We start from the raw sequence: 23,646 nt of genomic DNA on the forward strand, positions 1-23,646 counted from the left end.
TCACCACACCAACCCCACCGCGAGTACGCCGATGAGCGCGCTCGACACCAGCGCGGTGGCCCGGCGGGCCCGGGGCGTCGTGAGCAGGCGTCCCGCCACGGCACCGGTGCCCGCGATCAGCAGTTGCCAGCTCGCCGAGGCCGCGAACGCGCCCGCCACGAACCACATCCCACCCCCGCTCCCGCCCCGGCCGAGGACGAGAGCGGTGAAGTACACCACCGTCGCCGGGTTGAGCACGGTCAGCCCGAGCACGGCCAGATAGGCGGTTCCGGGTCCGGCCCGGTCGAACCGGGACGTCTCGGCGGCGGGGCTCGCCGGAGTCAGCGCCGAGCGAGCGGTCCACGCGGCCAGGATCAGCAGCGTCGCGGCGGAGAGCCAGCGCAGGGGCGTGGCGATCGGGGCGACGGCCGAGGCGAGGGCTGCCCCTCCGGCGACGGCGGCCGCGGCGTAGATCGCATCGGCGGTGGCGGCTCCGAGCCCGGCGGCGGCCCCGACGGTGAGCGAGGTGCGGGCGCTGAGCCCGGCGATCAGGACGGCTATGGCCCCGACCGGGACGGCGACTCCGTAACCGGCGACCACGCCCGCGAGGAACGGGCCGGTCATGACACGGCCGTGGACACCGCCCGGTCGCGAGGCGTGCGCTGCTGTCGCCCGGCGCGGGAGCCGGCGGGACGAGTCAGGGCACGAGGCGTTCGCATGCGGGTCACGCGCTCATCGTCCGGGCACCCGCCCCGCCGGGCAACGCAATTACACGAGTACGCCCCCGGCACGACTCGCGCGCTGGGGGCGTACTTGGTCAGGTAGGCCCTCGGCACGACTCGCGCGCGGGGGGCGTACCCGGGGAGGGGTTGTCAGATGTCGAGCGACGAAGCCTGGAACGTGTCGCACTGCTTGGGGTCGCCGCCCTCGTAGCCCCGGCTGAACCAGCCCATGCGCTGCTTGCTCGTGCCGTGGGTGAACTCGGCCGGGTTGACCGTGCCGCCGCCCTGCTGCTGCAGGGTGTCGTCGCCGATCTTGGAGGCGGTGTCGAGGCCCTGCTGGATGTCGTCCTGGGTGATGTTGGTGATGAGGACGTCGCCGTCCGCGTCCTTGGTCTCGGTGGCGTGCTTTGCCCAGACGCCGGCGTAGCAGTCGGCCTGCAGCTCCAGCTTGACGCTCAGCGCGTTGGCCTGGTCGGGGTCGCGCTCCTGCTGGCGGCGCATCGAGGCCTCGGTGCCGAGGAGGTCCTGGACGTGGTGGCCGTACTCGTGAGCGAGAACATAGGGCTGCGCGAACTCGCCCGGGGCGCCCAGCTGCTGCGCGAGGACCTGGTAGAAGGTCAGGTCGATGTAGACCTTGTCGTCGGCGGGGCAGTAGAACGGGCCGACGCCGGAGTCCGCGGCGCCGCAGCCGGTGCTGACGCGCTGTGAGAAGAACCTCGTGTTGGCCGGCTTGTACTGCTCGTTGAACGCCTGCGGCAGCTCGTCGGCCCAGAAGTCCTGGATCGAGTTGACGTAAAGGGCGTTGCGGCAGTCGAGCTGGTCGAGCTTCTGCTCCGACGAGCACTTCGCCTTGAGGGTGGCGTTGTCGCCGGTCTGGGTCTGGCCGCCGTCGCTGCCGCCCAGGCTGTTGATGCCGAAGTAGCCGCCGACCACGGCGACCAGCACGGTCACGATGATGCCGACGAGGCCCCCGCCGCCGCCCGGGATGGGCAGGCCGCCGAGGCCACCTCCGCCGCCGCCACCGCTCGATCGGTCGTCCTCGATCTGGCTGGTGTCGATGTCGGCGCGGTCGTTGAGTTCCATCCAGTCCTCCCGGGCGTGATGCCGCCGCGTTTACCCGATGATCTTGCTCTCTAATCGGGTGGGAGGTCCCTCGGGGTGCCTAGTACAATCAACGGGTGCTGCTCTGCGAAGGCTGACCTGCCCCGCGCTCTTCTTCCCACCCGGGTGGAAGAGCGCTTCCGTGTGCCTGAGCCAGCCTTATCTCCCGAGAGCGAGAGCTTCCCATGATTACCGCCACCGGACTCGAGTTGCGTGCCGGCGCCCGGATCCTGATCTCCCCGACCACGCTGCGTGTGCAGCCCGGCGACCGCATCGGCCTGGTCGGCCGCAACGGCGCCGGCAAGACCACGACGCTCAAGGTGCTGGCCGGCGAGGGCACGCCCTACGCGGGCACGGTCGAGGCGACCAGCGAGATCGGCTATCTTCCGCAGGACCCGCGTACGGGTGATCTGAACGTCACCGGTCGCGACCGCGTCCTCTCCGCCCGGGGTCTCGACTCGATCATCAGCGAGATGCAGAAGCTCGAGATCGAGCTGGAGGAGAGCGGCGACGACAAGCTGGTGCGCCGCTACGGCCAGCTCGAGGACCAGTTCTCGGCCCTCGGGGGCTACGCGGCCGAGGCCGAGGCCGCCCGCATCTGTGCCAACCTCGGGCTGCCCGACCGCGCGCTCGCCCAGACGATCGGCACCCTCTCCGGCGGTCAGCGCCGCCGCATCGAGCTGGCCCGCATCCTCTTCGCCAACTCGGGGCAGAACGGCAAGGGCATCCTGCTGCTGGACGAGCCGACCAACCACCTCGACCACGACTCGATCGCGTGGCTGCGCGGCTACATGGCGCAGCACAAGGGCGGCCTCGTGGTGATCAGCCACGACGTCGAGCTGCTCGACGCCGCGGTCAACAAGGTGTGGTACCTCGACGCCAACCGCTCGGTGGTCGACATCTACAACATGGGGTGGAAGACCTACCAGGAGGCGCGCGAGACCGACGAGCGCCGGCGCAAGCGCGAGCGGGCCAACGCGGAGAAGAAGGCCGGCGCCCTCATGGCCCAGGCCGACAAGATGCGGGCCAAGGCCACCAAGACGGTGGCGGCGCAGAACATGGCGAAGCGCGCGGAGAAGCTGCTCGGCGGGCTCGAGGAGGTGCGCACCTCCGACCGGGTCGCCAAGGTGCGCTTCCCTACGCCGGCCCCGTGCGGCAAGACGCCGCTGACGGCGAGCGGGCTGTCGAAGTCGTACGGGTCGCTGGAGATCTTCACCGACGTCGACGTCGCCGTCGACCGGGGCTCGCGCGTCGCCATCCTGGGTCTCAACGGCGCCGGCAAGACCACGCTGCTGCGCATGCTGGGCGGTCTGCTCGAGCCCGACACCGGAGAGGTACGCCCGGGGCACGGGCTGCGGCTCGGCTACTACGCGCAGGAGCACGAGACCCTCGACGTCGACCGGACGATCCTCGAGCACATGCGCAGCGCGGCGCCGGACCAGACGGACACCGACCTGCGCAAGATCCTGGGCGCCTTCCTTTTCTCCGGCGACGACGTCGACAAGCCGGCCGGGGTGCTCTCCGGGGGCGAGAAGACGCGGCTGGCCCTGGCCACGCTGGTGTGCTCGGGGGCCAATGTGCTCCTGCTGGACGAGCCGACGAACAACCTCGACCCGGTCAGCCGGGAGCAGGTGCTCGACGCGGTCGCGAACTATCCCGGGGCGATCGTGATGGTGACGCACGATGCCGGGGCCGTGCAGGCGCTCAAGCCGGACCGGGCGATCCTGCTGCCCGACGGGGACGAGGACGCCTGGAGTGACGATCTGCTGGAGCTGGTCGAGCTCGCCTGACGCCGTCCCCTTCTGCCCGGTGGTCCTCGTGGCCACCGGGTTTTTGCTGCGCGGGCCGGGGGTTCTCGCTGCGCTGGGACCGTCGGAGATCCAGGATCATCGGCATCGTCAGTTGTCAACTGGTGCCCACACAGACAGTGCGACACGTGCCCGGCACTGGTCATGCCTGACACTCAAGTGGGCACCCCTTCCGTGCTGCATCGTGCCCGTTCGGTCATGAGATGGGCCCGGAAGCGACGATACCGGGCACGCTCGGTGACAGCGTTGTCGAGGCCCCGGGCGGATCATGTTTGCGCAGGTCATCCCGCCTTGATCGGAGCGGCCGGCCGATACCGGGAACGGGTCCGCGCCGGTTCCGGAAAACGTTCTCGGCCCGCCATTCGACGCCCGAACGGTCTTGGCCGGCAACTGTCTGACATTGATGAACGTGGCCATCGTCGGGTTCCTGACACCGGTAAATGGGCACGTTCGTCAACCCCAGATACCTAGCGCATGATCGTTGGAGGCGGTCTAATAGGTGGGACCGTATCGAACCGCACAGTCTGGGGACGTGAGGAATCAACATGGCAGCCACGGGCACAGCCACCAGCACTGAGAAGGGTCGTCGAATCGTCGGCAGCGAGCGGCAGACGCTCGCCAAGGACCTCGTCAAGCGTTACACCTCCGGAGAGAGCATTCGGGCCCTCGCCGCATCCACCGGGCGGTCCTACGGATTCGTGCACCGCGTGCTCACCGAGTCCGGGGTCCAGCTGCGGCAGCGCGGCGGTGCCCGCCGGCGCAAGAAGGCGTGACGACCAGCGAGGCTTCCACCTCCACCGCGGGCGTCCGATACGCACAGGACGGGCCGGTCGCAACGGTGACGTTGTGCCGGCCCGACGTGCTCAATGCACAGACGCCGGCCATGTGGGCCGAGCTGGCGAATATTTCGCGCGCATTACCGGGAGACGTGCGAGTCCTCATTGTCCGGGGCGAGGGACGCGCCTTTTCGGCGGGACTCGACTTGTCGGTCGCGCGCGGTGACGGCGATTCCTCCCTCGCCCAACTCGCCCGGCTGTCACCCGAAGAGTGCGCGGCGCGTATTGCCGGCTTCCAGGAAGCGTTCACCTGGTTACGACGGCCGTCCCTCGTTACTGTCGCGGCGGTGCGGGGACATGCCATCGGCGCCGGTTTCCAACTGGCGTTGAACTGCGACCTGCGGGTGCTCGCGGAGGACGCGCAATTCTCCATGGCGGAGGTGACGCTGGGGCTCGTACCCGATCTGGGTGGCACCAAGCGGCTCACCGAGCTGGTCGGTCCCGCGCGGGCGCTGGAGATCTGCCTCACCGGGCGCCGGCTGCCGGCCGTGGAGGCCGATCGCCTCGGCCTCGCGACGGCTGTCGTGCCGGTCGACGACCTGGACGCCGCGGTCGCGGACCTGACCGCCGCCGTGCTCGCCGCCCCCGCCGGCGCGGTGGCGGAGATCAAGGCCCTGATCGCCGGGGCGACCGGCCGCACCTATGCCGAGCAGGACCGGGCCGAGCGGGAGGCGCAGACGCGCCGCCTCCGGGACCTGTCGGGGCTGGAGTAGGAACAACCGGCTCCCCCGGAAAGTTGTCGTACCCGGCGGGCACACTATGTCCGCCGTGGTTCGACGACCCTGGAGGTGACGCCATGGGACCCATGTCCTCCGGGTCCAGCTGGATGATGCTGCGCTCGATGCAAAATGCCGACCGCGTCACCGGGCACCAGCTCAAGCGGGGCACCGCGCGGCGCATCCTCACCTATGCGCGGCCCTACCGGCGCGACATCGCCGTGTTCCTGGTCACCGTCGTGATCTCCGCCGGCATCGGGGTGGCCACGCCGGTGCTCGCCGGCCACGTGGTCAACGCGATCACCGCCGGCGGGTCCGATGCGGCCGGCACGATCATCAAGCTGGCCCTGACGATCGCCGGGCTGGCGGTCGGCGACGCCCTGCTCTCGCTCGCCCAGCGGTGGTACTCGGCCCGCATCGGCGAGGGGATCATCCTCGACCTGCGCACCCGCGTGTTCGATCACGTCCAGCGGATGCCGTTGCAGTTCTTCACGCGTACGCAGACCGGCGCGCTCGTCAGCCGGCTCAACAACGACGTCACGGGCGCGCAGCGCGCGTTCACGTCCACCCTGTCCGGCGTGGTGAGCAACGTCATCCAGCTCGTGCTGACCGCCGCCGTCATGTTCAGCCTGTCGTGGCAGATCACCGTGCTGTCGCTGGTGCTCCTGCCGCTCTTCATCATCCCCGCGCGCCGGGTCGGCAAGCGGCTCGCCGAGATCACCCGCGAGTCCTACAACCTCGACGCCAAGATGAACGCGACCATGACCGAGCGCTTCAACGTCTCCGGCGCCCTGCTGGTCAAGCTCTTCGGCCGCCCCGGCGTGGAGGCCGAGCGGTTCGGTGAGCGTGCCCGCCGGGTCCGCGACATCGGCGTGCAGCAGGCCATGTTCTCCCGCACGTTCTTCGTCGCCATGCTGCTGGTCGCCTCGCTCGCGCAGGCCCTGACCTACGGGCTCGGCGGCTGGCTGGCCGTCACCGGCAGCGTCACGGCGGGCACCGTGGTCACGCTCGCCCTGTTGCTGACCCGGCTCTACGGTCCGCTGACGGCGCTCAGCAACGTCCGCGTCGACGTGATGAGCGCCCTCGTCTCGTTCGACCGCGTCTTCGAGGTGCTCGACCTGCGCCCCGGCATCGAGGAGAAGCCGGACGCGACCGCGATCCCGGCCGGCGCCGGGCGGCTGGAGTTCCGGGACGTGCACTTCCGCTACCCGAGCGCCGCCGAGGTCTCGCTGGCCACGCTCGAGGACGTCGCGACCCTCGACCGGCAGGAGGGCGCGCCGGTGCTGCGCGGCGTCGACTTCACGGTCGAACCCGGGCAGATGGTCGCGCTCGTCGGCCCGTCGGGCGCCGGCAAGTCGACGACGTCCATGCTGGTCTCCCGGGTCTACGACGTGACCGAGGGCGCCGTGCGGGTCGGCGGCGTCGACGTCCGCGACGCGACGCTCGACTCGCTGCGCGACACCATCGGGGTGGTCACCCAGGACTCGCACCTCTTCCACGAGACCATCGCGGAAAATCTGCGGTACGCCCGCCCCGGCGCGACCGAGGACGAGATGTGGGAGGCGCTGCGCGGCGCCCAGGTCGAGCAGCTCGTCAAGGCGCTGCCCGACGGCCTCGACACCGTGGTCGGCGAGCGGGGCTACCGCTTCTCCGGCGGCGAGAAACAGCGCATCGCCATCGCCCGCCTGCTGCTCAAGCACCCGTCGATCGTCATCCTCGACGAGGCGACCGCCCACCTCGACAGCGAGTCCGAGGCCGCGGTCCAGCGCGCGCTGTCGGTGGCGCTCGAGGGCCGCACGGCGCTGGTCATCGCCCACCGCCTCTCCACCGTCCGCGAGGCCGACCTGATCCTCGTCATGGACGGCGGCCGCATCGTCGAGCGCGGCACGCACGAGCAGCTGGTCGCGATCGGCGGGCTCTACGCGGAGCTCTACCGCACCCAGTTCGCCGACAGCCGCCCCCTGATTCCGTCCGACGTGGAGCCGATCGTCATCCCGGTGCCGACGCCGATCGAGCCCTGACCGCCCGGCCGCCCGGCCGCCCGGCCGCGCGGCCTCGTCCTCCGGTTGCCGGAGCGCCCGCGTGGCTCCGGTCTTCGCTGCTCGTCGAGGGCGGCGGGGCTGGGCGCCAGGATCGGCGGCCGGTTTCCCGTGGGAGAGGGTCGCGAGCCGTGTCGGTGCGCAAGTCGAAGCGAGACATCTCTGAGCTGCTGCAAGCGTGTGCCGCCGCGGTGGATACGGGTGACGGCGATGCGTGGGCGGACTGTTTCACGCGCGAGGGCGTGCTGCGGGACGACGCCGGTGAGTTCGTGGCGCGCAGGGAGCGGGGCCGGGCCGGCGCCGGGCTGCCGGAGGGGGTGCGGCGGCACTTCCTGTCCGGCGCCACCGTCGAGGTCGACGGGGACAGCGCCGTCAGCCGCTGCTCGTTCCAGGTCGTCGTCACGCCGCCGGGTGGGCCGGGCGGGCCGGCGCGGGTGGGGGAGTTCCGGGGATCGGCTGCGCCGGGCCGGCCAGGTCGGCGCGATCGTGGCGGTCGCGGGTGAGCGCCGCGCGAAGGCGGCTCAACGGCCGGTGGGTCACGGGCTGAGCGCCGCGCGCAGTTCGGCGAAGGCGGCGGCCAGCGTGTCGGCGGTGTAGTGGGCGTTCAGGCCGCTCGGGTTGGGCAGGACCCAGACGCGGGCGCCGCCGACGGTGGCGGTCTGCGGGCCGGTGCGGGCCTTCGGGTGGCCGAAGGCGGTCCGGTACGCGGTGACGCCCAGCACCGCGAGGAACTGCGGCCGCCACTCGGTGACCCGGGCTGTCAGGTGTTCGCCCCCGGCGACCAGCTCGTCGGTGGACAGTTCGTCGGCGCGGGCGGTGGCGCGGGCGACCACGTTCGTGATGCCGAGGCCGAGGGCCGGAAGCAGGTGCTGCTCCGACGGGTGGAGCTGCCGGTCGGTAAAGCCGGACCGGTGCAGCGCGGGCCAGAAGCGGTTGCCCGGCCGGGCGAAGTGGTGGCCGGTCGCCGCCGAGTAGAGGCTCGGGTTGATGCCGGAGAAGAGCACTCGCAGGCCCGGGCCGCCGAGATCGGGGATCGTGCGGCCGGCTGCGGCGGCGACCTCGGCGGGGGTCGGCTTCGGGGGTGCGCTCATGGGTTGAGCCTAGAGAAGTCACTCATCGTGATGGCGGCTTCCGTTTCCGGGGTGTTAAGAGCGGCGTACGGGCAAACATCCGGCGAATTGTCGTTCATGCGCCCTGAACTGGGGTGGGGGGTGCTCGGAGGCCGATCTCGATGGCTATCCTCTCGCCATGATCCGGATGACGCTCGCGGAGGTGGCCGCGGTGGTGGGGGGCACTGTGCGTGACGGTGACTCCCAAGCCGTGGTGGCCGGGGCGTCGCATGACGGGAACAGAGTGCGCCCCGGCGACTTGTTCGTGGACATGACCGGCGACCCCGGGGCGGCACGCATGGCCGGGGCCGGGGCGGTGCTCACCGACCGCCCCGGGGGTGGGCCGGCGGTGGTCGTGGGCGAGGTGCTCACGGCGTACCGGAAGCTGGCCTCGGCGGTGACCACCCACCGGCCGGACGTGTGCCGGGTGCTGGTGACCGGAGGGGGTGCCCGCGCCGCCGCGGCCCGGCTGCTGGGCGCGGTGCTGGCGCGGCTCGGGCCGACCGTGCTGCCCCGGGGCGGGCCGACGCCGGCGGGGGTCTGCGAGACCCTGCTCGCCGCCGACGACACGACCCGCTTCCTGGTCGCCGAGCTGGACGCGCGCCGGGGTGGCGGCATCGCGGCCTTGCTGGCGGCGCGACCAGCCGTCGCGATAGTGCTGGGCGACCTGCCGCACGAGGTGGAGGGACTGCCGGCCGGTGCCGTGGCGGTGCTCGACGCGGACGATCCGGCGACGGCCGCGCTCGCCGGGCGCACGGAGGCGCGGGTGGTGACCTTCGGGCGGCATCGGACGGCGCGGGTGCGGGCCGAGCGGATCGTGCTCGACGGGCGGGCGCGGGCGCGCTTCGTGCTGCACACGCCGGTCGGGTCGGCCGAGGCGGCGCTGCGGCTGCACGGGGAGCAGCCGGTGACGGCGGCGCTGGCCGCGGCGGCGGTGGCGCTCGAGCACACGCACGACGTCTGGCTCATCGCGGACGCGCTGGGCACTGTGGACCCGGGGCCGCGCGGGGCGGGCGGCCTCACGGTCGTCGAGGAGCGTCCGGACGGGGTGACGGTGCTGGACGCGACCGGCGACGGGAGTCCGGAGGTGGTGCTGGCCGCCGTGCGGACCGCGCTGTCCGTGGCCGCGGGCCGGCGCCGCACGACAGCCGTCCTGAGTGGCCTCGGCGACGAGAAGGACCGGATCAGGGCGGCCGCGCTGCGCATGGGCATCGACGAAGTGCTCGCCTCCGGGGCGGAGGCGCGCCCGGGCGACGTCGTGCTGCTGGCGGGCGAGAGCGGCTAGAGCATCCGGGTGAAGCCGCCGTCGACGGGGATCTGGATGCCGGTGAGGTAGCTCGCGGCGGGGGAGAGGACGAAGGCGGCGACCCGGCCGAACTCGGCGGGCTCGCCCAGCCGCCGCAGGGGCAGCTCGGCCGCTTGCCGGGCGGCGGTCGCCTCGGCGTCCCCGGTGGCTTCGTGCAGGCTCCGCGTACGGTCGGTGAGGATCCGCCCCGGCAACAGGCTCACCACCCGGATGCCGCGCGGGCCGAGCTCGTCGGCCATGTCCTTGGCCACGCCCGCCAGCCCGGGGCGCAGGCCGTTGGAGAGGCCCAGCCCGGCCAGCGGCGCCCGGGTCGACGTGGACAGCACGAAGGCGATCGCGCCGCCGGTCGTCAGCGCGGCCGCCACGGTGCGGGCGGCGCGCACCGAGCCCAGGAAGACGGTCTCGAAGGCCGAGCGCCACTGCTCGTCGGTCTGCTGGGCCGCCGAGCCGCCGCCCGGGCCGCCGACCGAGATCAGCGCGCCGTCGAGACGGCCGAAGCGCTCGCCGGCCGTCCGGACGAGCAGGTCAGCGGTGTCCGGGTCGGTCAGGTCGGCGGCCACTCCGGTGGCGCGCGGCCCGAGCCGGGCCACGGCGGCGTCGACGGACTCGCGGGTGCGGGCGGAGACGACCACGCGGGCGCCGTCGGCCACCAGCGCCTCGGCCGTCGCGAGGCCCAGCCCCTTGGACGCGCCGGTCAGCACGTAGACACGGTCCGCCAGTCCCAGATCCATGCCCCGATCCTGCCATTCACGCGGCGGGCCGGCGCAGCACGCGCACCCGGCCGCCGGCCTGGAGGACCCAGGCGCCGGCGACCGTGCGGAGGGCGGGGCGGCGGCGCGGGCGCGGGGGCGCGCTGCCGTCGTAGGTCAGGGTGGCCTCGCGTACGGCCAGCTCGGCGCCCGCCGCGGCCGGGAGCTCGCCCCGGGCCCGCAGGTCGCGCGCCAGGTCCCAGCCGTCGCGCAACGAGCCCCGCGTCGGCCGGGTCGCGGCCCACGCGGACCAGACCTCGAACCACTCCCGCCCGCAGGCGCCCGCCAGCTCCGGCCAGTTCCGGGCCACCTCGCCCGCGCGCTTGCGGAGCAACGCCACGCGCGCGGCCTCCACCAGGCGCGGGTCGAAGCCGCCGGGCAGCGGCGCCCCGGAGGTCAGGGCGGCGACCAGGGCGGCCTGCCGGTCGGCGAGCGACCCGGTCACGGGGTGACGCGCGGGTAGCCGGAGGCCGCGGCGATCGCGTCGAGCTCGGCGGTGAGCTCGGCGGCCGGGGGATAGTCGCCGTCGCGTTCGAGCATGAGCGCGGGCGGGCGGTGCCGGCCGCACAGCTCCGCGACCAGCTCCAGCACTTCCGGCGGCACGGCGTCGGTGTGCGTGTCGTGATAGATGCCGTCCGGCGTCGCCGAGCCGCCCGCGACGTGGCAGTATGCGATGCGTTCCAGCGGCAGCCGGTCGAACAGTGCGGCCGGGTCGGTGCCCCGGTTGAGCGCGTTGGCGTACACGTTGGCCACGTCGAGCAGCAGCAGCGCCTCCGTCCGCTCGAGGATCTCGGTGAGGAACGCACCCTCGTCCAGCTCGTCGTCGGGCCAGTCGAAGAGGGCGGCGATCGGCTCCAGCGCGATCGGCACGTCCAGCTCTTCCCGGGTACGCCGCACATTGGCGACCACCGCGTCGACGGCCTCGCGCGTCCGGGGGATCGGCAGCAGATGTCCCGCCTCGACGCCACCGGCCCGGACGAAGGCGATGTGCTCGCTGACCAGTGGCGCGTCGAGCTGCCGGGCCACGGCGGCGAAGTGCGCCACCCGCGCCGGGTCGACCGGTTCGGCCCCGCCCAGCGACAGCCGGGTGCCGTGCGGGATCACGGTCACCCCGCGCTCGCGGAGCCGGGCGAGCCCGTCGGGGAGCTCGCCCTCCGGGGGCACGGACTCCGCGACGACCTCGGCGAAGCGGAGCCCCGGCAGCCGGTCCACGTAGCCGGCGATGTCGGGGCGCCAGCCGATGCCCACGCCGTACTCGATGGTCATCCGCCGCAGCCCCCGCCGCCGCCGCAACCACCGCCACCGCACGAGCTGCCCCCGCCGGAGTCGCCGCCGCCGTAGGAGCCCGAGTCGCCGCCGCTCATGCCGGACGCCGTCGCGTTGCGCTGGATCTCGGCCTCCGCGGCGAACACGGGGTCCATGGCGTAGAGCGACGCGGCGCCGAAGAGGGCCACGCCCATGGCGGCACCACTCGCGCCGTAGGTCGCGTACGCGGGGGAGTGGCTCGGGGCCAGATAGTCGTGCCGGCGGCGGACCGCGGTCATGCCCTTGGTGGCCGCGCCCGTCGCGAGACCGGTGCGGCGCCACAGGAAGATCGTCGCCCCGGCCGTGATCACGAGGGCGATGAAGAGGAAGGCCACCGGCTTGTCGTTCGCGACGCCGGCCGCGAAGCGGGCGATGCCGACGGCGAGCACGGCGAGCATGGCGAGGGCCCAGAGCCGGGCCGTGCGGATCGCGTCGGCCGGGACGGCCAGGCCCTGCCGCTCCAGGCCGGCGCGGAGCTGGTCGAGCGCCGCCCGTACGTGCTGCAGGGTGGCCAGGTCGCGGACGCGCTCGTGATTGCCGGCCGCGTGGTGGATGGCCGTATCGAGCGGCGTCACACCGGCGGGCAGCGGTCCGCTCGGGGCGAGCCGGCGACCGGAGACGGCGGTGACGGCACCGGCACTGCGCAGGCCGCTGAGCGACGCGTAGACGGCGAGGCGCTCGCCGCCGTTGAGATAGGCGATCTGCTGCGGGCCGAGGCTGCCGACACTGGCAGTCCGGTCACCGCGGAAGAGGACGCGGCGATGCACCGAGGCCGCGACGAGGACCGCCACGACGGCGGCGAAGTAGAGGGCGAGGAAGGCAGGACCCGAGATCCCCCAGGTGTCGGTCATGTGCACACCTCCATGCCGGCTTGAGCCTTCATTGTGCAGGCGGGCGCAACCCCTGGTCAGGCCCGGCGCACGGCGCCTTCCACGACGTCGAGGACGCGGCTGAGCTCCCCGGCCGGGCGGCCGGTGGCGAGGTGCAGGACCAGCCCGTCGTACGCGAGCTCGAGGAACTGGGTCAGGACCTCCACCGGCACGTCGTCGCGCAGCACGCCGGCCTCCCGCTGGCGCTCGAGGCGCTCGCGGGTCGCGGAGGCGATGGCGGCCGAGCGCTCGGCCCAGCGCTTGGCGAACTCGGGGTCGGTGCGCAGCCGCCGGGACACCTCGAGCTGACTGCCGAGCCAGCCGGCGGTGTCGTTGCTGGCCCCGGCCCGGTCGAGCAGGTCGCGCATCACCTGAACGAGACCGTGACGCCCGACCGTCTCGACCATCGCGGCGGCGTCGTCCTCGGCCACCGCCAGGAACAACGACTCCTTGTCCCGGAAGTGATGGAAGATCGCGCCGCGGGACAGGCCCGTGGCCTCCTCGAGGCGGCGTACCGTGGCACCCTCGTAGCCGTAACGTGCGAAACAGCCGCGGGCCGCCCCGAGGATCTCGTGGCGGCGGGCTTCAAGCTGGTCCTGGCTCACCCTGGGCACGCAGCGATGGTGTCACGCCGGTTCCGGCGGTCGCAATCCGTACGTACGGCTTGCTCCGCGGCACTGTTAACACACTTGGGCTGTTCGGTCCGGTATTCACTCACGTAGAGTGCCCGGCGTGCCCCTCGTCTTCCTCGCCTTGGACGACACCCTGCTCGACCGCAGCGGGGCGTTCAAGCTGTGGGCGAAGAGCTTCCTCGACCAGATCGGCGCCCCGCACGAGGACCTCGACTGGCTGCTGTCGGTCGACGCGGACGGCCTGACCTCCCGCTGGGACCTCGGGGACGCGATCCGGGAGCGCTACCAGCTGCCCTACACGTCGATCGACATGGTCGAGGAGCTGCACGAGGGACCGCTGGCCTACGAGCGGCTCGACCCGCTCGTCGCCTGCGCCCTGCAGATCGCCGGCGACGCGGGCTGGGTGCCGGTCGTGGTCACCAACGGCCCGCACGAGCAGCAGGAGAGCCGCATCCGGCGCACCGGCCTCGACCGCTACGTCGCCGACTACGTGATCTCCGGCCAGGCCGGCGTGAGCAAGCCCAACCCGCGCATCTTCGCCCTGGCCGCCCAGCGCGTCCGCATGCGGCTGGGCGGCGCCTGGATCGTCGGCGACAGCCCCGAGGCCGACATCGGCGGCGCCGCGGCCATGGGCCTGCCCAGCGTCTGGCTGCACCGCGGCCGCGACTGGATCGATCAGCGCTTCGCCCCGACCCGCGTGGTCGGCAACGTCATCCAGGGCTTGTCGGCCGTCATGGCGTCCCCCTCCCGCTGAACCAGCGGTCCAGCTCGGCGAGCACGTTCCCGATCGGCGGCCGGAGGGCCTCGGCGATCGCGGCCGGGGTCTCGCCGTCGCGGGTCAGGCGGCCCGTCTCGGCGATGATGATCCGGAAGACGCCGGCCAGTGCGATGCCGTGCAGCCGGGCCAGCTCCGGCGCGATGTCCCCGCCGGCGGCGACGGCCGCGGCCAGCGCAGTGGCCTGCCGGTCGCTCACCTCGAGGGCGAGCCGGTTGACCGTCGGGCTCACGGCCGCCAGATAGCCCAGGCTGCCGCGGGCATTTTCCGCGGGCTGGTCGCGGATCGCCTCGATCATCGCCAGGACGGTGTCGCGGATGGCGGCCGCGGGGCTGACACCGGCCGGGCGGGCGCGGATCAGCTCGCCCAGCTGCTCGTTCAGCTCCTGCTCGCGATCGGCGACCAGCTGTTCCTTGGCCGGGAAGTAGTTGTAGAGCGTCTGCTCCGCCACCTCGGCCGCGCGCGCGATCTCGCTGACCGTCACCTGCTCGTAGCCCCGCTCCGCGAACAGGCGCGCCGCCGTGTCCGCGATGAGCCGGCGGGTGCGGGCCTTCTTGCGCTCTCGGAGTCCGGGTTCGGGCACGGCGGAAGTGTATCAAGCCACAAAACTAGAGTGCGCTCTAAGAATGACGTACGGTCTAGGAATGTTCGATACGAAGACGCGGATCGCCTTGGCCGGCCTGTCCGCGGTGTTCCTGTTCGAGATGCTCGACAACTCGATCCTCACCGTCGCCCTGCCCACGATCGGGCGTGACCTGCACGCCTCGACGCTGGCGCTGCAGTGGGTGACCGGCGCCTACGCGGTCGTCTTCGGCGGGCTGATGCTCGTCTTCGGCGCGGTCGCGGACCGGTTCGGCCGGCGCCGGATCATGCTGCTCGGGCTCGCCCTGCTCGGCGCCGCGAGCCTGGCCACCGCGTTCGTCACGACTGCGGAGCAGCTCATCGCCGTCCGGGCGGTGACGGGCGTGGCGGCGGCCATGACCACGCCGGGCTCGATCGCCCTGGCCTTCCGGCTGTTCACCGACGACGGGCAGCGCGTCCGGGCCATGACCCTCATCACGACCGTGGGCCTGGTCGGGCTCGCGATCGGGCCGACGGCCGGCGGCTTCGTGCTCGCGGTCGCCCCGTGGCAGGTCCTGCTGCTCGTCAACGTCCCGATCGCCGCCCTCGCGCTGCTCGGCATCCGCGCCGGCATCGCCCCCGACCGGCCGGAGGACCTGCACCGCGACCCGGTGGACGCCCCGGGCGCGGTGCTGGGCACGGCGACGATCGTGCTCGCGCTCGTGGCACCCACGCTCTTCGTCGACGAGGGCACCGGCTCGTGGGCGCCCTGGGCCACGACCGGCGCGGCTGTCGTGGCAGCGGTGCTGTTCGTGCTGCGTGAGCGCTCCGCCGCGTACCCCCTGCTCGATCTGGGGTTGATCGCCCGCCCGCTGGTGTCCGCCGGCCTCGCCTACAAGGCCGCGACCGGGCTGGCCGTGGCCGGGATGGGTTACCTGGTGACCCTGCAGCTGCAGCTGGACTGGGGCTGGTCGCCGTCCCTTGCTGCCGTCGGCATGCTGCCGCAGGTCGTCGTGCTGATCGCCGCCGGGCCGTTCGTCAACCGGTTCGTGGAGCGCGCCGGGCTCGAGCGGTCGGCCTGGCTCAGCTCGATCGCGGTCGTGGCCGGACTCGCCGTCTATGCCCTGCTGGGCCACTACGGCTACGTCTGGGTGGCGCTGTCGCTCGCCCTGGTCGCCACGGCGATCCGCGTGGTCGGTGTCGTCGCCGGGGTCAACGTGATGCGCGGCCTCCCAGAGAACAGGACCTCCATCGGCGCCGCCCTCGTCGACACCGCCTCCGAGGTCACCTCCGGCGCCGGCGTGGCGGTCGGCGGCACCGTCATCGCGGCCCTGTTCACCGGCGCGATCGCCGCGCCGCACTGGAGCGCGGGTCAGACCACCCAGTTCGAGCACGCGGTCACGCTCGCGGGTCTGGTCCTTACCGCCGTGGCCGCCCTGCTGGTGGGGTGGGCGATGCAGCGGACGAGGCGAGGCGCTGCCGGTACGCCTGACGCCGGCGACGACCGGCTCGCGGCGCCGCGAGCGGCCGTGTGATCTACGCTTCCGGACATGGATGACAAAGAGGTGCTGGGCCGGATTCACGGCCTGGTCGACGAAGAGCACAAGCTGCGCGAGCAGCTGAGCCAGGGCAAGCTCAGCGCCGACGAGGAGCACGCCCGGCTCAAGGAGGTCGAGGAGGCGCTCGACCAGTGCTGGGACCTGCTCCGCCGGCGCCGCGCCGCCCGCGAGTTCGGCAACAACCCCGACACCGAGCAGGCGCACAGCACCGGTGAGGTCGAGGGCTACCTCCAGTGAGGTGTGGCGGCCGCCGGGACCTCCGGCGGCCGCGCCTCACAGCAGGCCGGCCTCGTATTGCAGGCGCTCGACCAGCTCCGGCTGGTCGACCTCCAGCCCCCGCGCGGTGAACCAGCTCGCGACGTTCTTGACGTCCCGGGCCAGGAAGTCGCCGCCGGCCGGGTTGGCGATCACGTCGACCACCTGCGGAAGGTCGATGATCACCAGCCGCCCGGCGTGCACCAGGATGTTGTAGGGCGACAGGTCGCCGTGCGCCACCTGCGCGCGGGCCAGCACGCTGAAGGCGTCGACCGCCTGGCGCCACAGATCGGCCAGCTCGTCCGGATCGGGGCGCAGCTGCGCGAGCCGCGGCGCCGCCTCGCCGGTCTCCCAGTCGCCGATGAACTCCAGCATCAGCTCGGTGCCGATGATCTGCACCGGGTACGGCACGGCGATCGTCCCGCCCTCGGCGGCCACCTGCCACAGGTGCGACAGCGCGGCGAACTCGGCCTGCGCCCACTGCCCGGCGATCATCTGCTTGCCGAAGCCGGTGCGGTTGGTCATGGCCCGCATCTCGCGCGAGCGCCGCACGCGCCGCCCCTCGAGATAGCCCGCGTCCCGGTGGAACAGCCGGTGATCGCCGTCCCGGTAGCGCTTCGCGGCCAGCATGCTGGTCTTGTCGGTGTCAGGAATGCCCCGCCGGACCAGGAAGACATCGGCTTCCTTGCCGGTCTTGAGCATGCCCAGCTCGGTGTCCACGGCGCCGTACTCGGTGCGCACCCACTCGGGGCGCGGAAGCGGGCCGTGCAGGGCCCCGTCCCACGTCGACCAGCGATCGCCGGTCTCAGGCAGGTCGGGCTCCTCGCTCAGCTGCGGCTCGAGCCGCCCCCGGGGGACGAAATCGGGCTCGTCGTCGTCGAACTTGCGACGGCCGCGGCGCATGGTCGCCGGGCCGGAAGAGTCGTGCTCGCGCACTGGAGGGTCTCCTCGGAGAAGAAGGAAGTCTGGTGAACCTGGGCAGGGGTCATCACAAAGACAGCCATGGGTCCACACCTCCTTCGTCCGGGACCTCTCGGTCGTGCGGGTCAGACTCTGCCGCGCGCCGGGAAACCCCGCAACCTATTTATTCGGTACGGGCTTGGGAGCGCTCCCGTAGCATCGAATTACGTCTATGGAAGGAGCCTCGCGTGAGAAAGCTCTGGTCTGTGCTCTCCGCCGCCGTCCTCGCTCTCGCCACCGCTGTCGTGCTACCGGCCGCGCCCGCCTCCGCGGCCGCGCTGACCGAGGTGACGAGCTTCGGCGCCAATCCGACCGGCCTGCGCATGCATCTCTACGTGCCGGACCGGCGCCCCGCTGAGCCGGCCCTGCTGGTCGCCGTCCACTACTGCACCGGCTCGGGGCCGGCCTTCTACTCGGGCAGCGAGTTCGCGTCGCTCGCCGACCAGTACGGCTTCATCGTGATCTATCCGTCGGCCACCCGCTCGGGCAACTGCTTCGACGTGTCGAGCCCGGGCGCCCTGACGCACAACAGCACCAGCGACCCGGCCGGCATCGTGTCGATGGTCCGGTACGTGCAGCAGCAGTACCACACCGACGTCGACCGCACCTTCGTCACCGGCGCCTCGTCGGGCGGCATGATGACCAATGTGCTGCTCGGCGACTATCCCGACGTGTTCGCCGCGGGATCGGCGTTCATGGGCGTACCGTTCGGCTGCTTCGCCGCCACTGCCGGTGACCCCGCGAACCCGGCCAACCAGGCGGGCTGGAACAGCACCTGCTCGTCCGGGCAGCTCATCAAGACCCCGGCGGCCTGGGGCGATCTGGTGCGTGCGGCCTACCCGGGCTACACCGGCCGGCGCCCCCGGATGCAGCTGTTCCACGGCGCCACGGACACGACGCTGGCGTACCCGAACTTCGGCGAAGAGATCAAGCAGTGGACCAATGTGCTCGGTGTCAGCCAGACGCCGGTGGCCACCGACACGCCGCAGTCGGGCTGGACCCGTACCCGTTATGGCGCCAACATCGTCCAGGCACCTGTCGAGGGCATCAGCGTCGCGAACGTCGGCCACTCGCTCCCGCTGAGCGGCATGGCCCGGATGGCGATCGCCTTCTTCGGCCTGGACACCACGACGACCCCGCCGACCGATCCGACCACTCCGCCGCCGTCCGGCGAGTGCACGGCCACCGTGTCGCTCAACTCCTGGACCGGGGGCTACGTCGCCACCGTACGGGTGACAGCCGGCGCCGCGGCCCTCAGCGGCTGGACGGTCAGCGTGCCCTTGCCGACGGGCAGCGCCGTGACCAGCACCTGGAACGCCGGGGCGACCGGCAGCTCGGGCACGGTCAGCTTCCGCAACGTCGCGTACAACGGGACGGTCCCGGCCGGGGGCAGCGTCGAGTTCGGCTTCCAGGGCACCGGCAGCGGACCGGGCGCCGCTCCGGCCTGTCAGGCGGCCTGACCGCCGAGTGGCACGCTTGGGGGCATGGATTTCCGCTGGGCCTACAAGTCGGCCGTCGCCACGTTCACCGATCTCGTCTACCGCGTGCCGGAGGACAGGTGGGACGGGCCGGGGCTCGGCGAGTGGACGTTGCGCGAGCTGACCGGGCACGTGGTCGGGTCGGCGCTGCGCGAGGTGCCCCGGGCGCTCGGCGGACCCGCGGCCACGGTCGACGTGGCGTCGCCGGAGGGCTACTGGGCCTTCGCCCAGGCGGCGCCGGCCGAGGTGGTGGCGGCCGTCCGGGCCGCGGCCACCGAGGACGCCCGCAAGACGGCGGCGGAGTTCGGCGTGTCACCGGCGGCGGGAGTCGCCGAGTATGCGCGGGCGGCGACCCAGGCGCTGTCGGCGGCCGGCGACGCCGACGTGGTGCTGACCGCCGTGGGCGGCATGCGCGTCCGCGAGTGGATCCCCACCCGCACCTTCGAGCTGGTCGTGCACGGTCTCGACGTGGCCGCGGCCGCCGGGGCCGAGGTGGAGTTCGCCGAGGAGGTGCTGGCCGCGGTCACCCTGCAGGCCGCCCGGGTGGCCGCGACAAGCAAGGAGAAAACACTGGTCCTGCGCGCCCTCACCGGCCGCGCCACGCTGCCGCCGGACTTCTCGGTGGTCTGAGAAGCCCGGCGGCAGCGCCGGATCAGCTGTTGAGCATCTTGCGGAGGACGTACTGCAGGATGCCGCCGTGGCGGTAGTAGTCGGCCTCGCCGGGGGTGTCGATGCGGACGTCCGCGTCGAACTCGACGCCCGTGTCGGTGCGGACCTTGACGGTGGCGGGGATCTTGCCGTCGTTGAGCTCCGTGACCCCGGTGATGGTGAAGGTCTCGTTGCCGGTCAGGCCCAGGGACTCGGCGTTGGTCTTGGGCGGGAACTGCAGCGGCAGCACGCCCATGCCGATGAGGTTGGAGCGGTGGATGCGCTCGTAGGACTCGGCGATGACCGCGCGGACGCCCAGGAGCATGGTGCCCTTGGCGGCCCAGTCGCGGGAGGAGCCGGAGCCGTACTCCTTGCCGGCCAGGATGACCAGCGGGACACCGGCCTCCTTGTACGCGACCGACGCGTCGTAGATCGTCGTCTGGTCGCCGGTGAGGTGGTTGACCGTGAAGCCGCCCTCGACTCCCGGGACCAGCTGGTTGCGGAGCCGGATGTTGGCGAAGGTGCCGCGGATCATGACCTCGTGGTTGCCGCGGCGGGAGCCGTACGAGTTGAACTCGTGCCGGGGGACGCCGTGCTCGGCCAGGTACTGGCCGGCGGGGGAGTCGGGCTTGATCGAGCTGGCCGGCGAGATGTGGTCGGTGGTGACCGAGTCGCCGAGCTTCGCCAGCACGCGCGCGCCCGAGATGTCCTTCACGGCCGCCGGGGAGGCCGCCATGCCCTCGAAGTACGGGGGCTTCCGCACGTAGGTCGACTCGCCGTCCCAGGAGAAGGTCTCCCCGGCCGGGGTCGGCAGCGACTGCCACTGCTCGTCGCCGGCGAAGACGTCCTGGTAGGCGGCCGAGAACCCGTTCGCGCCGATCGCCGAGGCGATGGTGTCGTCGATCTCCTGCGCGCTGGGCCAGATGTCGGCCAGGAACACCGGCTTGCCGTCGGAGCCCGTGCCCAGCGGCTCCGTCGTGATGTCCAGGTCCATCGTGCCGGCCAGCGCGTACGCGACCACGAGCGGCGGCGACGCGAGGTAGTTCATCTTGATGTCGGGGTTGATCCGGCCCTCGAAGTTGCGGTTGCCGGAGAGCACCGACACGGCGGTGAGGTCGGCCTCGTTGACCGCGGCGGAGATCTCCTCGGGCAGCGGGCCGGAGTTGCCGATGCAGGTCGTGCAGCCGTAGCCGACCAGATTGAAGCCGAGCTTGTCCAGATAGGGCGTCAGGCCGGCCCGGTCGTAGTAGTCCATGACCACCTTGGAGCCCGGGGCGAGCGTGGTCTTCACCCAGGGCTTGCGGGCCAGGCCCTTCTCGACGGCGTTGCGGGCCAGCAGGGCGGCGCCGATCATGACCTGCGGGTTCGAGGTGTTCGTGCAGGACGTGATGGCGGCGATGCCGACGAAGCCGTGGTCCAGCTCGAACTCGGTGCCGTCCTCCAGGGTGACCCGGGTCGGCTTGGACGGACGCCCGTCGGCACCGGCGGCGGCGGAGAAGTAGTGCGGCTTGTCGGCGTCCGACTGCTGTCCGTTCGCGATGGGGTCCGAGGCGGGGAACGTCTCCTCGACCGACTCGTCCGCCGGACCCTCCTGCTGAACGTAATTGCTGAGAGCGTCGCGGAACATCGGCTTGGCGCTGTTCAGCGGGACGCGGTCCTGCGGGCGCTTCGGGCCGGCCAGCGACGGGACGATCGTCGACAGGTCCAGCTCGAGCTTCTCCGAGTAGGACGGCTCGGCGGCCGGGTCGAGCCACAGGCCCTGCCGCTTCGCGTACGCCTCGACCAGGGCGACCTGCTGCTCGCTGCGACCGGTGAGCTTGAGGTACTTGATGGTCTCGTCGTCGATCGGGAAGATGGCGACGGTCGAGCCGTACTCCGGGCTCATGTTGCCGATGGTCGCGCGGTTGGCGAGCGGGACGGCGCTGACGCCGGGGCCGTAGAACTCGACGAACTTGCTGACCACGCCGTGCTCGCGGAGCATCTCGGTGATCGTGAGGACCAGGTCGGTGGCGGTGGTGCCGGCGGGCATCTCGCCGGAGAGCTTGAAGCCGACCACGCGCGGGATGAGCATGCTGACCGGCTGGCCCAGCATGGCGGCCTCGGCCTCGATGCCGCCGACGCCCCAGCCCAGCACGCCGAGGCCGTTGACCATCGTGGTGTGCGAGTCGGTGCCCACGACCGTGTCGGGGTAGGCCTGCCCGTTGCGCTCCATGATCGTACGGGCCAGGTATTCGATGTTGACCTGGTGCACGATGCCGGTGCCGGGCGGGACGACCTTGAACTCGTTGAACGCGGTCTGGCCCCAGCGCAGGAACTGGTAGCGCTCGCGGTTGCGCTGGTACTCCAGCTCGACGTTGCGGGCGAAGGCGTCCTCGCGGCCGAACAGGTCGGCGATGACCGAGTGGTCGATGACCAGCTCGGCGGGGGCGAGGGGGTTGACCTTCGCGGGGTCGCCACCGAGGTCGCTGACCGCCTCGCGCATGGTGGCCAGGTCGACCACGCACGGCACGCCGGTGAAGTCCTGCATCAGCACCCGCGCGGGCGTGAACTGGATCTCCACGCTCGGGTCGGCGGTGGGGTCCCAGCCGCCGAGGGCCCGGATGTGGTCGGCGGTGATGTTCGCGCCGTCCTCGGTCCGGAGCAGGTTCTCCAGCAGGATCTTCAGGGAGTAGGGCAGGCGCTCATGGCCCTCGACCTTGTCGATCGTGAAAATCTCGTAGCTCGCGTCATCGACGCGCAGCTCGCTCTTCGCACCAAAGGTGTCCAGGCTGGCCACGTCATCTCCTTCACACCCAGCGACCGTGAGTAGTCCTCAGCAGTCTCGCGCACCGGTGAGGCGCGCGTAGCGGTTAGGCACACCTAACTCAACGTCGATGTGTTCGCCTAAACCGTACGTCCGTCTTGTTTAAGCGCGCAAGTTTGCCGCCATGATCACGGGGGTACGACGTGTTCCGTGAAATCGCCCGTGGATCTGGACCGCCTGACGGACTTCTTCGACCGTTACGGCTCGGCGCTCACCCGCGGGGACGTGTCCGCGATCGCGGGCTGCTACGCCCTGCCCGGGATGGTGGTCGCGGACACGTACAGCTTCACGTTCACGTCCCCGGCGGCGGTCGCCTTGTCGTTCCTGGGCGCCGCTCCCGCGTACCAGGAGCAGCGGATCGTGGCGGCACACGCGCAACTTCGCGACGTGCGCCCGCTGAGCACGGCGCTGGCGATGGTCGACGTCGAGTGGGAGTACCTCGACAGCCGCGGCGCCGCTGTCCCCGGCGAGAGCTTCAGCTATCTGCTGCGCTCCGACGCCGAGGGGCCCCGCATCACCACGGTCATCGCGACTCGCTGACAACCCCTTCCAGCAGGGTACGCACGGAGCGCGCCGGCCGGCCGGTCAGCTTCTCCAGGTCGGGGGCGGTGACGTCGAACTCCCCGCGGCGCGACGCCTGGAACATGCCCAGCGCGATGGCGGCGCGGAACTCGGGCACACCGTTCGCGAGCAGGCCGGCCGTGAACTCCTCGTCGCCGATCACCACGTGCCGGATCGGGCGGCCGGTGAGCTCGCCGAGCATCGCGGCCACGCCGGCCATGTCCACGGTCTGCGGGGCGGTCAGCGGCGGCGTCGGGCCTTCGAAGCGGCCGGGCTCGGTCAGCACGGCAGCGGCCGCCTCGGCGAGGTCATCGTGCGCCGTCCAGGACACCGGCCCGTCGGCGGGCGTGCGCAGCTCGCCGCTCTCCAGGCTCCGGCCCAGCTGCCACCGGATCGTCTCGGCGTAGAACCCGTTGCGCAGCGACGTCCATGGCCGGCCCGTCGCTGCCAGGTGCGCCTCCGACGCGGCGTGCGAGTGCATGGGGGAGAAGGCTGAGCCCCGGGCGGCGCCCTGGTGGCTCGTGTAGACGACCCGCTCGGCCCCGGCGGCGACGGCCGCGTCGATCGCGGCGCTGTTGGCGGCGAGGGCCTCGGCGCCGGTCAGGTTGGCCGAGACCACGAGCACCTGCTCCGCGCCCTCGAAGGCGTGGGCGAGCGACCCCGGGTCGGTGAAGTCGCCGCGGCGCACCCGCACGCCCCGGGCGGCGAGGCCGGCGGCCTTCTCCGGGTCGCGGACGCTGACCGCGACCTGCTCGGCGGGAACGCGGGCGAGCAGCCGCTCGACGATGCGCGAACCCAGCTGGCCGGTCGCGCCGGTGATGACGAACATCGTGTGCCTCCTGGTATCAATGGAATCGCAGCAAAGGTAACGCTGG

The 23,646-nt window shown here is 72.2% G+C and carries 24 protein-coding genes; 12 read left to right on the plus strand and 12 right to left on the minus strand.

Annotation, left to right across the window (positions count from 1 at the left end):
* Both RAN62_RS21415 and ypfJ read right to left on the minus strand, forming a co-directional pair.
* Positions 1-603, minus strand: a complete 603-nt coding sequence (locus tag RAN62_RS21415) for a LysE family transporter (RefSeq protein ID WP_305786466.1) — start codon at positions 601-603, stop codon at positions 1-3.
* Between the two features lie 248 nt (positions 604-851).
* Positions 852-1,784 carry a KPN_02809 family neutral zinc metallopeptidase gene (gene ypfJ, locus RAN62_RS21420; RefSeq protein WP_305786467.1) on the minus strand — a complete coding sequence of 311 codons (933 nt, stop codon included), beginning with the start codon at positions 1,782-1,784 and terminating at the stop codon, positions 852-854.
* Between the two features lie 203 nt (positions 1,785-1,987).
* On the opposite strand from ypfJ, the gene RAN62_RS21425 reads away from it, so the two are divergent.
* The 5 genes from RAN62_RS21425 (at position 1,988) to RAN62_RS21445 (ending at position 7,704) form a co-directional block, all read left to right on the plus strand.
* Positions 1,988-3,592, plus strand: a complete 1,605-nt coding sequence (locus RAN62_RS21425; RefSeq protein ID WP_305786468.1) for an ABC-F family ATP-binding cassette domain-containing protein — start codon at positions 1,988-1,990, stop codon at positions 3,590-3,592.
* Between the two features lie 563 nt (positions 3,593-4,155).
* Positions 4,156-4,383, plus strand: coding sequence for a helix-turn-helix domain-containing protein (locus RAN62_RS21430; RefSeq protein ID WP_015620263.1), 228 nt, complete (start codon positions 4,156-4,158; stop codon positions 4,381-4,383).
* Entirely contained in the window at positions 4,380-5,159 is a 780-nt protein-coding gene (locus RAN62_RS21435; RefSeq protein WP_305786469.1) for an enoyl-CoA hydratase/isomerase family protein, read from the plus strand. The genes RAN62_RS21430 and RAN62_RS21435 overlap by 4 nt, the downstream gene beginning before the upstream one ends.
* Before the next feature lie 83 nt (positions 5,160-5,242).
* Entirely contained in the window at positions 5,243-7,183 is a 1,941-nt protein-coding gene (locus RAN62_RS21440) for an ABC transporter ATP-binding protein (protein WP_438874528.1), read from the plus strand.
* Positions 7,184-7,332: 149 nt separating this feature from the next.
* Positions 7,333-7,704 carry a nuclear transport factor 2 family protein gene (locus RAN62_RS21445; RefSeq protein WP_305786470.1) on the plus strand — a complete coding sequence of 124 codons (372 nt, stop codon included), beginning with the start codon at positions 7,333-7,335 and terminating at the stop codon, positions 7,702-7,704.
* 33 nt (positions 7,705-7,737) lie between these two features.
* On the opposite strand, the gene mug is transcribed toward RAN62_RS21445, so the two are convergent.
* Positions 7,738-8,292, minus strand: coding sequence for a G/U mismatch-specific DNA glycosylase (gene mug, locus RAN62_RS21450; protein WP_305786471.1), 555 nt, complete (start codon positions 8,290-8,292; stop codon positions 7,738-7,740).
* Between the two features lie 157 nt (positions 8,293-8,449).
* On the opposite strand from mug, the gene RAN62_RS21455 reads away from it, so the two are divergent.
* Positions 8,450-9,595 carry a UDP-N-acetylmuramoyl-tripeptide--D-alanyl-D-alanine ligase gene (locus RAN62_RS21455; protein ID WP_305786472.1) on the plus strand — a complete coding sequence of 382 codons (1,146 nt, stop codon included), beginning with the start codon at positions 8,450-8,452 and terminating at the stop codon, positions 9,593-9,595.
* Here the strand turns inward: RAN62_RS21455 and RAN62_RS21460 are convergent.
* From RAN62_RS21460 to RAN62_RS21480, 5 genes are read right to left on the minus strand one after another with little or no spacing between them, the layout of a single operon-like run.
* Positions 9,592-10,347 carry an SDR family oxidoreductase gene (locus RAN62_RS21460; protein ID WP_305786473.1) on the minus strand — a complete coding sequence of 252 codons (756 nt, stop codon included), beginning with the start codon at positions 10,345-10,347 and terminating at the stop codon, positions 9,592-9,594. The two genes, RAN62_RS21455 and RAN62_RS21460, sit on opposite strands and share 4 nt — an antisense overlap.
* Before the next feature lie 16 nt (positions 10,348-10,363).
* Positions 10,364-10,810 (minus strand): SCO6045 C-terminal-like domain-containing protein, encoded by a 447-nt coding sequence (locus RAN62_RS21465; RefSeq protein ID WP_305786474.1) that lies wholly within the window; start codon positions 10,808-10,810, stop codon positions 10,364-10,366.
* On the minus strand, positions 10,807-11,631 hold the full coding sequence (locus tag RAN62_RS21470; RefSeq protein ID WP_305786475.1) for an MbnB/TglH/ChrH family RiPP precursor modification enzyme: 825 nt from the start codon (positions 11,629-11,631) through the stop codon (positions 10,807-10,809). Before RAN62_RS21470 ends, RAN62_RS21465 begins: the two co-directional genes overlap by 4 nt.
* Entirely contained in the window at positions 11,628-12,521 is an 894-nt protein-coding gene (locus RAN62_RS21475) for a TIGR04222 domain-containing membrane protein (protein WP_305786476.1), read from the minus strand. Before RAN62_RS21475 ends, RAN62_RS21470 begins: the two co-directional genes overlap by 4 nt.
* Before the next feature lie 56 nt (positions 12,522-12,577).
* Positions 12,578-13,153, minus strand: a complete 576-nt coding sequence (locus tag RAN62_RS21480) for a TetR/AcrR family transcriptional regulator (RefSeq protein WP_305786477.1) — start codon at positions 13,151-13,153, stop codon at positions 12,578-12,580.
* Positions 13,154-13,271: 118 nt separating this feature from the next.
* Here RAN62_RS21480 and RAN62_RS21485 point away from each other — a divergent pair, with 118 nt between their 5' ends.
* Positions 13,272-13,925 (plus strand): HAD family hydrolase, encoded by a 654-nt coding sequence (locus RAN62_RS21485; RefSeq protein WP_305786478.1) that lies wholly within the window; start codon positions 13,272-13,274, stop codon positions 13,923-13,925.
* Here RAN62_RS21485 and RAN62_RS21490 read toward each other — a convergent pair.
* Positions 13,903-14,529: a TetR/AcrR family transcriptional regulator gene (locus tag RAN62_RS21490; protein ID WP_305786479.1), complete on the minus strand. Its 627-nt coding sequence runs from the start codon at positions 14,527-14,529 to the stop codon at positions 13,903-13,905. The genes RAN62_RS21485 and RAN62_RS21490 overlap by 23 nt on opposite strands.
* 61 nt (positions 14,530-14,590) lie before the next feature.
* On the opposite strand from RAN62_RS21490, the gene RAN62_RS21495 reads away from it, so the two are divergent.
* Positions 14,591-16,042, plus strand: coding sequence for an MFS transporter (locus RAN62_RS21495; protein WP_305786480.1), 1,452 nt, complete (start codon positions 14,591-14,593; stop codon positions 16,040-16,042).
* A 15-nt stretch (positions 16,043-16,057) separates the two neighbouring features.
* Positions 16,058-16,303, plus strand: a complete 246-nt coding sequence (locus RAN62_RS21500; protein WP_305786481.1) for a DUF2630 family protein — start codon at positions 16,058-16,060, stop codon at positions 16,301-16,303.
* Positions 16,304-16,339: 36 nt separating this feature from the next.
* Here the strand turns inward: RAN62_RS21500 and RAN62_RS21505 are convergent, their stop codons facing one another.
* Positions 16,340-17,257, minus strand: a complete 918-nt coding sequence (locus RAN62_RS21505) for a serine protein kinase RIO (RefSeq protein WP_438874529.1) — start codon at positions 17,255-17,257, stop codon at positions 16,340-16,342.
* A gap of 212 nt (positions 17,258-17,469) precedes the next feature.
* Between RAN62_RS21505 and RAN62_RS21510 the strand changes: the two genes are divergently transcribed.
* Together RAN62_RS21510 and RAN62_RS21515 are read left to right on the plus strand one after the other, a co-directional pair.
* Positions 17,470-18,741: an extracellular catalytic domain type 1 short-chain-length polyhydroxyalkanoate depolymerase gene (locus RAN62_RS21510; protein ID WP_305786482.1), complete on the plus strand. Its 1,272-nt coding sequence runs from the start codon at positions 17,470-17,472 to the stop codon at positions 18,739-18,741.
* 24 nt (positions 18,742-18,765) lie between these two features.
* Positions 18,766-19,389, plus strand: coding sequence for a maleylpyruvate isomerase N-terminal domain-containing protein (locus RAN62_RS21515; RefSeq protein WP_305786483.1), 624 nt, complete (start codon positions 18,766-18,768; stop codon positions 19,387-19,389).
* 22 nt (positions 19,390-19,411) lie between these two features.
* Here the strand turns inward: RAN62_RS21515 and acnA are convergent, their stop codons facing one another.
* Positions 19,412-22,183, minus strand: coding sequence for an aconitate hydratase AcnA (gene acnA, locus RAN62_RS21520; protein ID WP_305786484.1), 2,772 nt, complete (start codon positions 22,181-22,183; stop codon positions 19,412-19,414).
* 177 nt (positions 22,184-22,360) lie between these two features.
* Here acnA and RAN62_RS21525 point away from each other — a divergent pair, with 177 nt between their 5' ends.
* A complete protein-coding gene (locus tag RAN62_RS21525) occupies positions 22,361-22,750 on the plus strand; it encodes a DUF6841 family protein (protein WP_305786485.1) in 390 nt (129 codons plus the stop codon).
* On the opposite strand, the gene RAN62_RS21530 is transcribed toward RAN62_RS21525, so the two are convergent.
* Positions 22,734-23,600: an SDR family oxidoreductase gene (locus RAN62_RS21530; RefSeq protein ID WP_305786486.1), complete on the minus strand. Its 867-nt coding sequence runs from the start codon at positions 23,598-23,600 to the stop codon at positions 22,734-22,736. The genes RAN62_RS21525 and RAN62_RS21530 overlap by 17 nt on opposite strands.
* Positions 23,601-23,646: the final 46 nt, after the last annotated feature.

The organism is Symbioplanes lichenis (genome assembly GCF_030709675.1).
Classification (GTDB): Bacteria; Actinomycetota; Actinomycetes; order Mycobacteriales; family Micromonosporaceae; genus Actinoplanes; species Actinoplanes lichenis.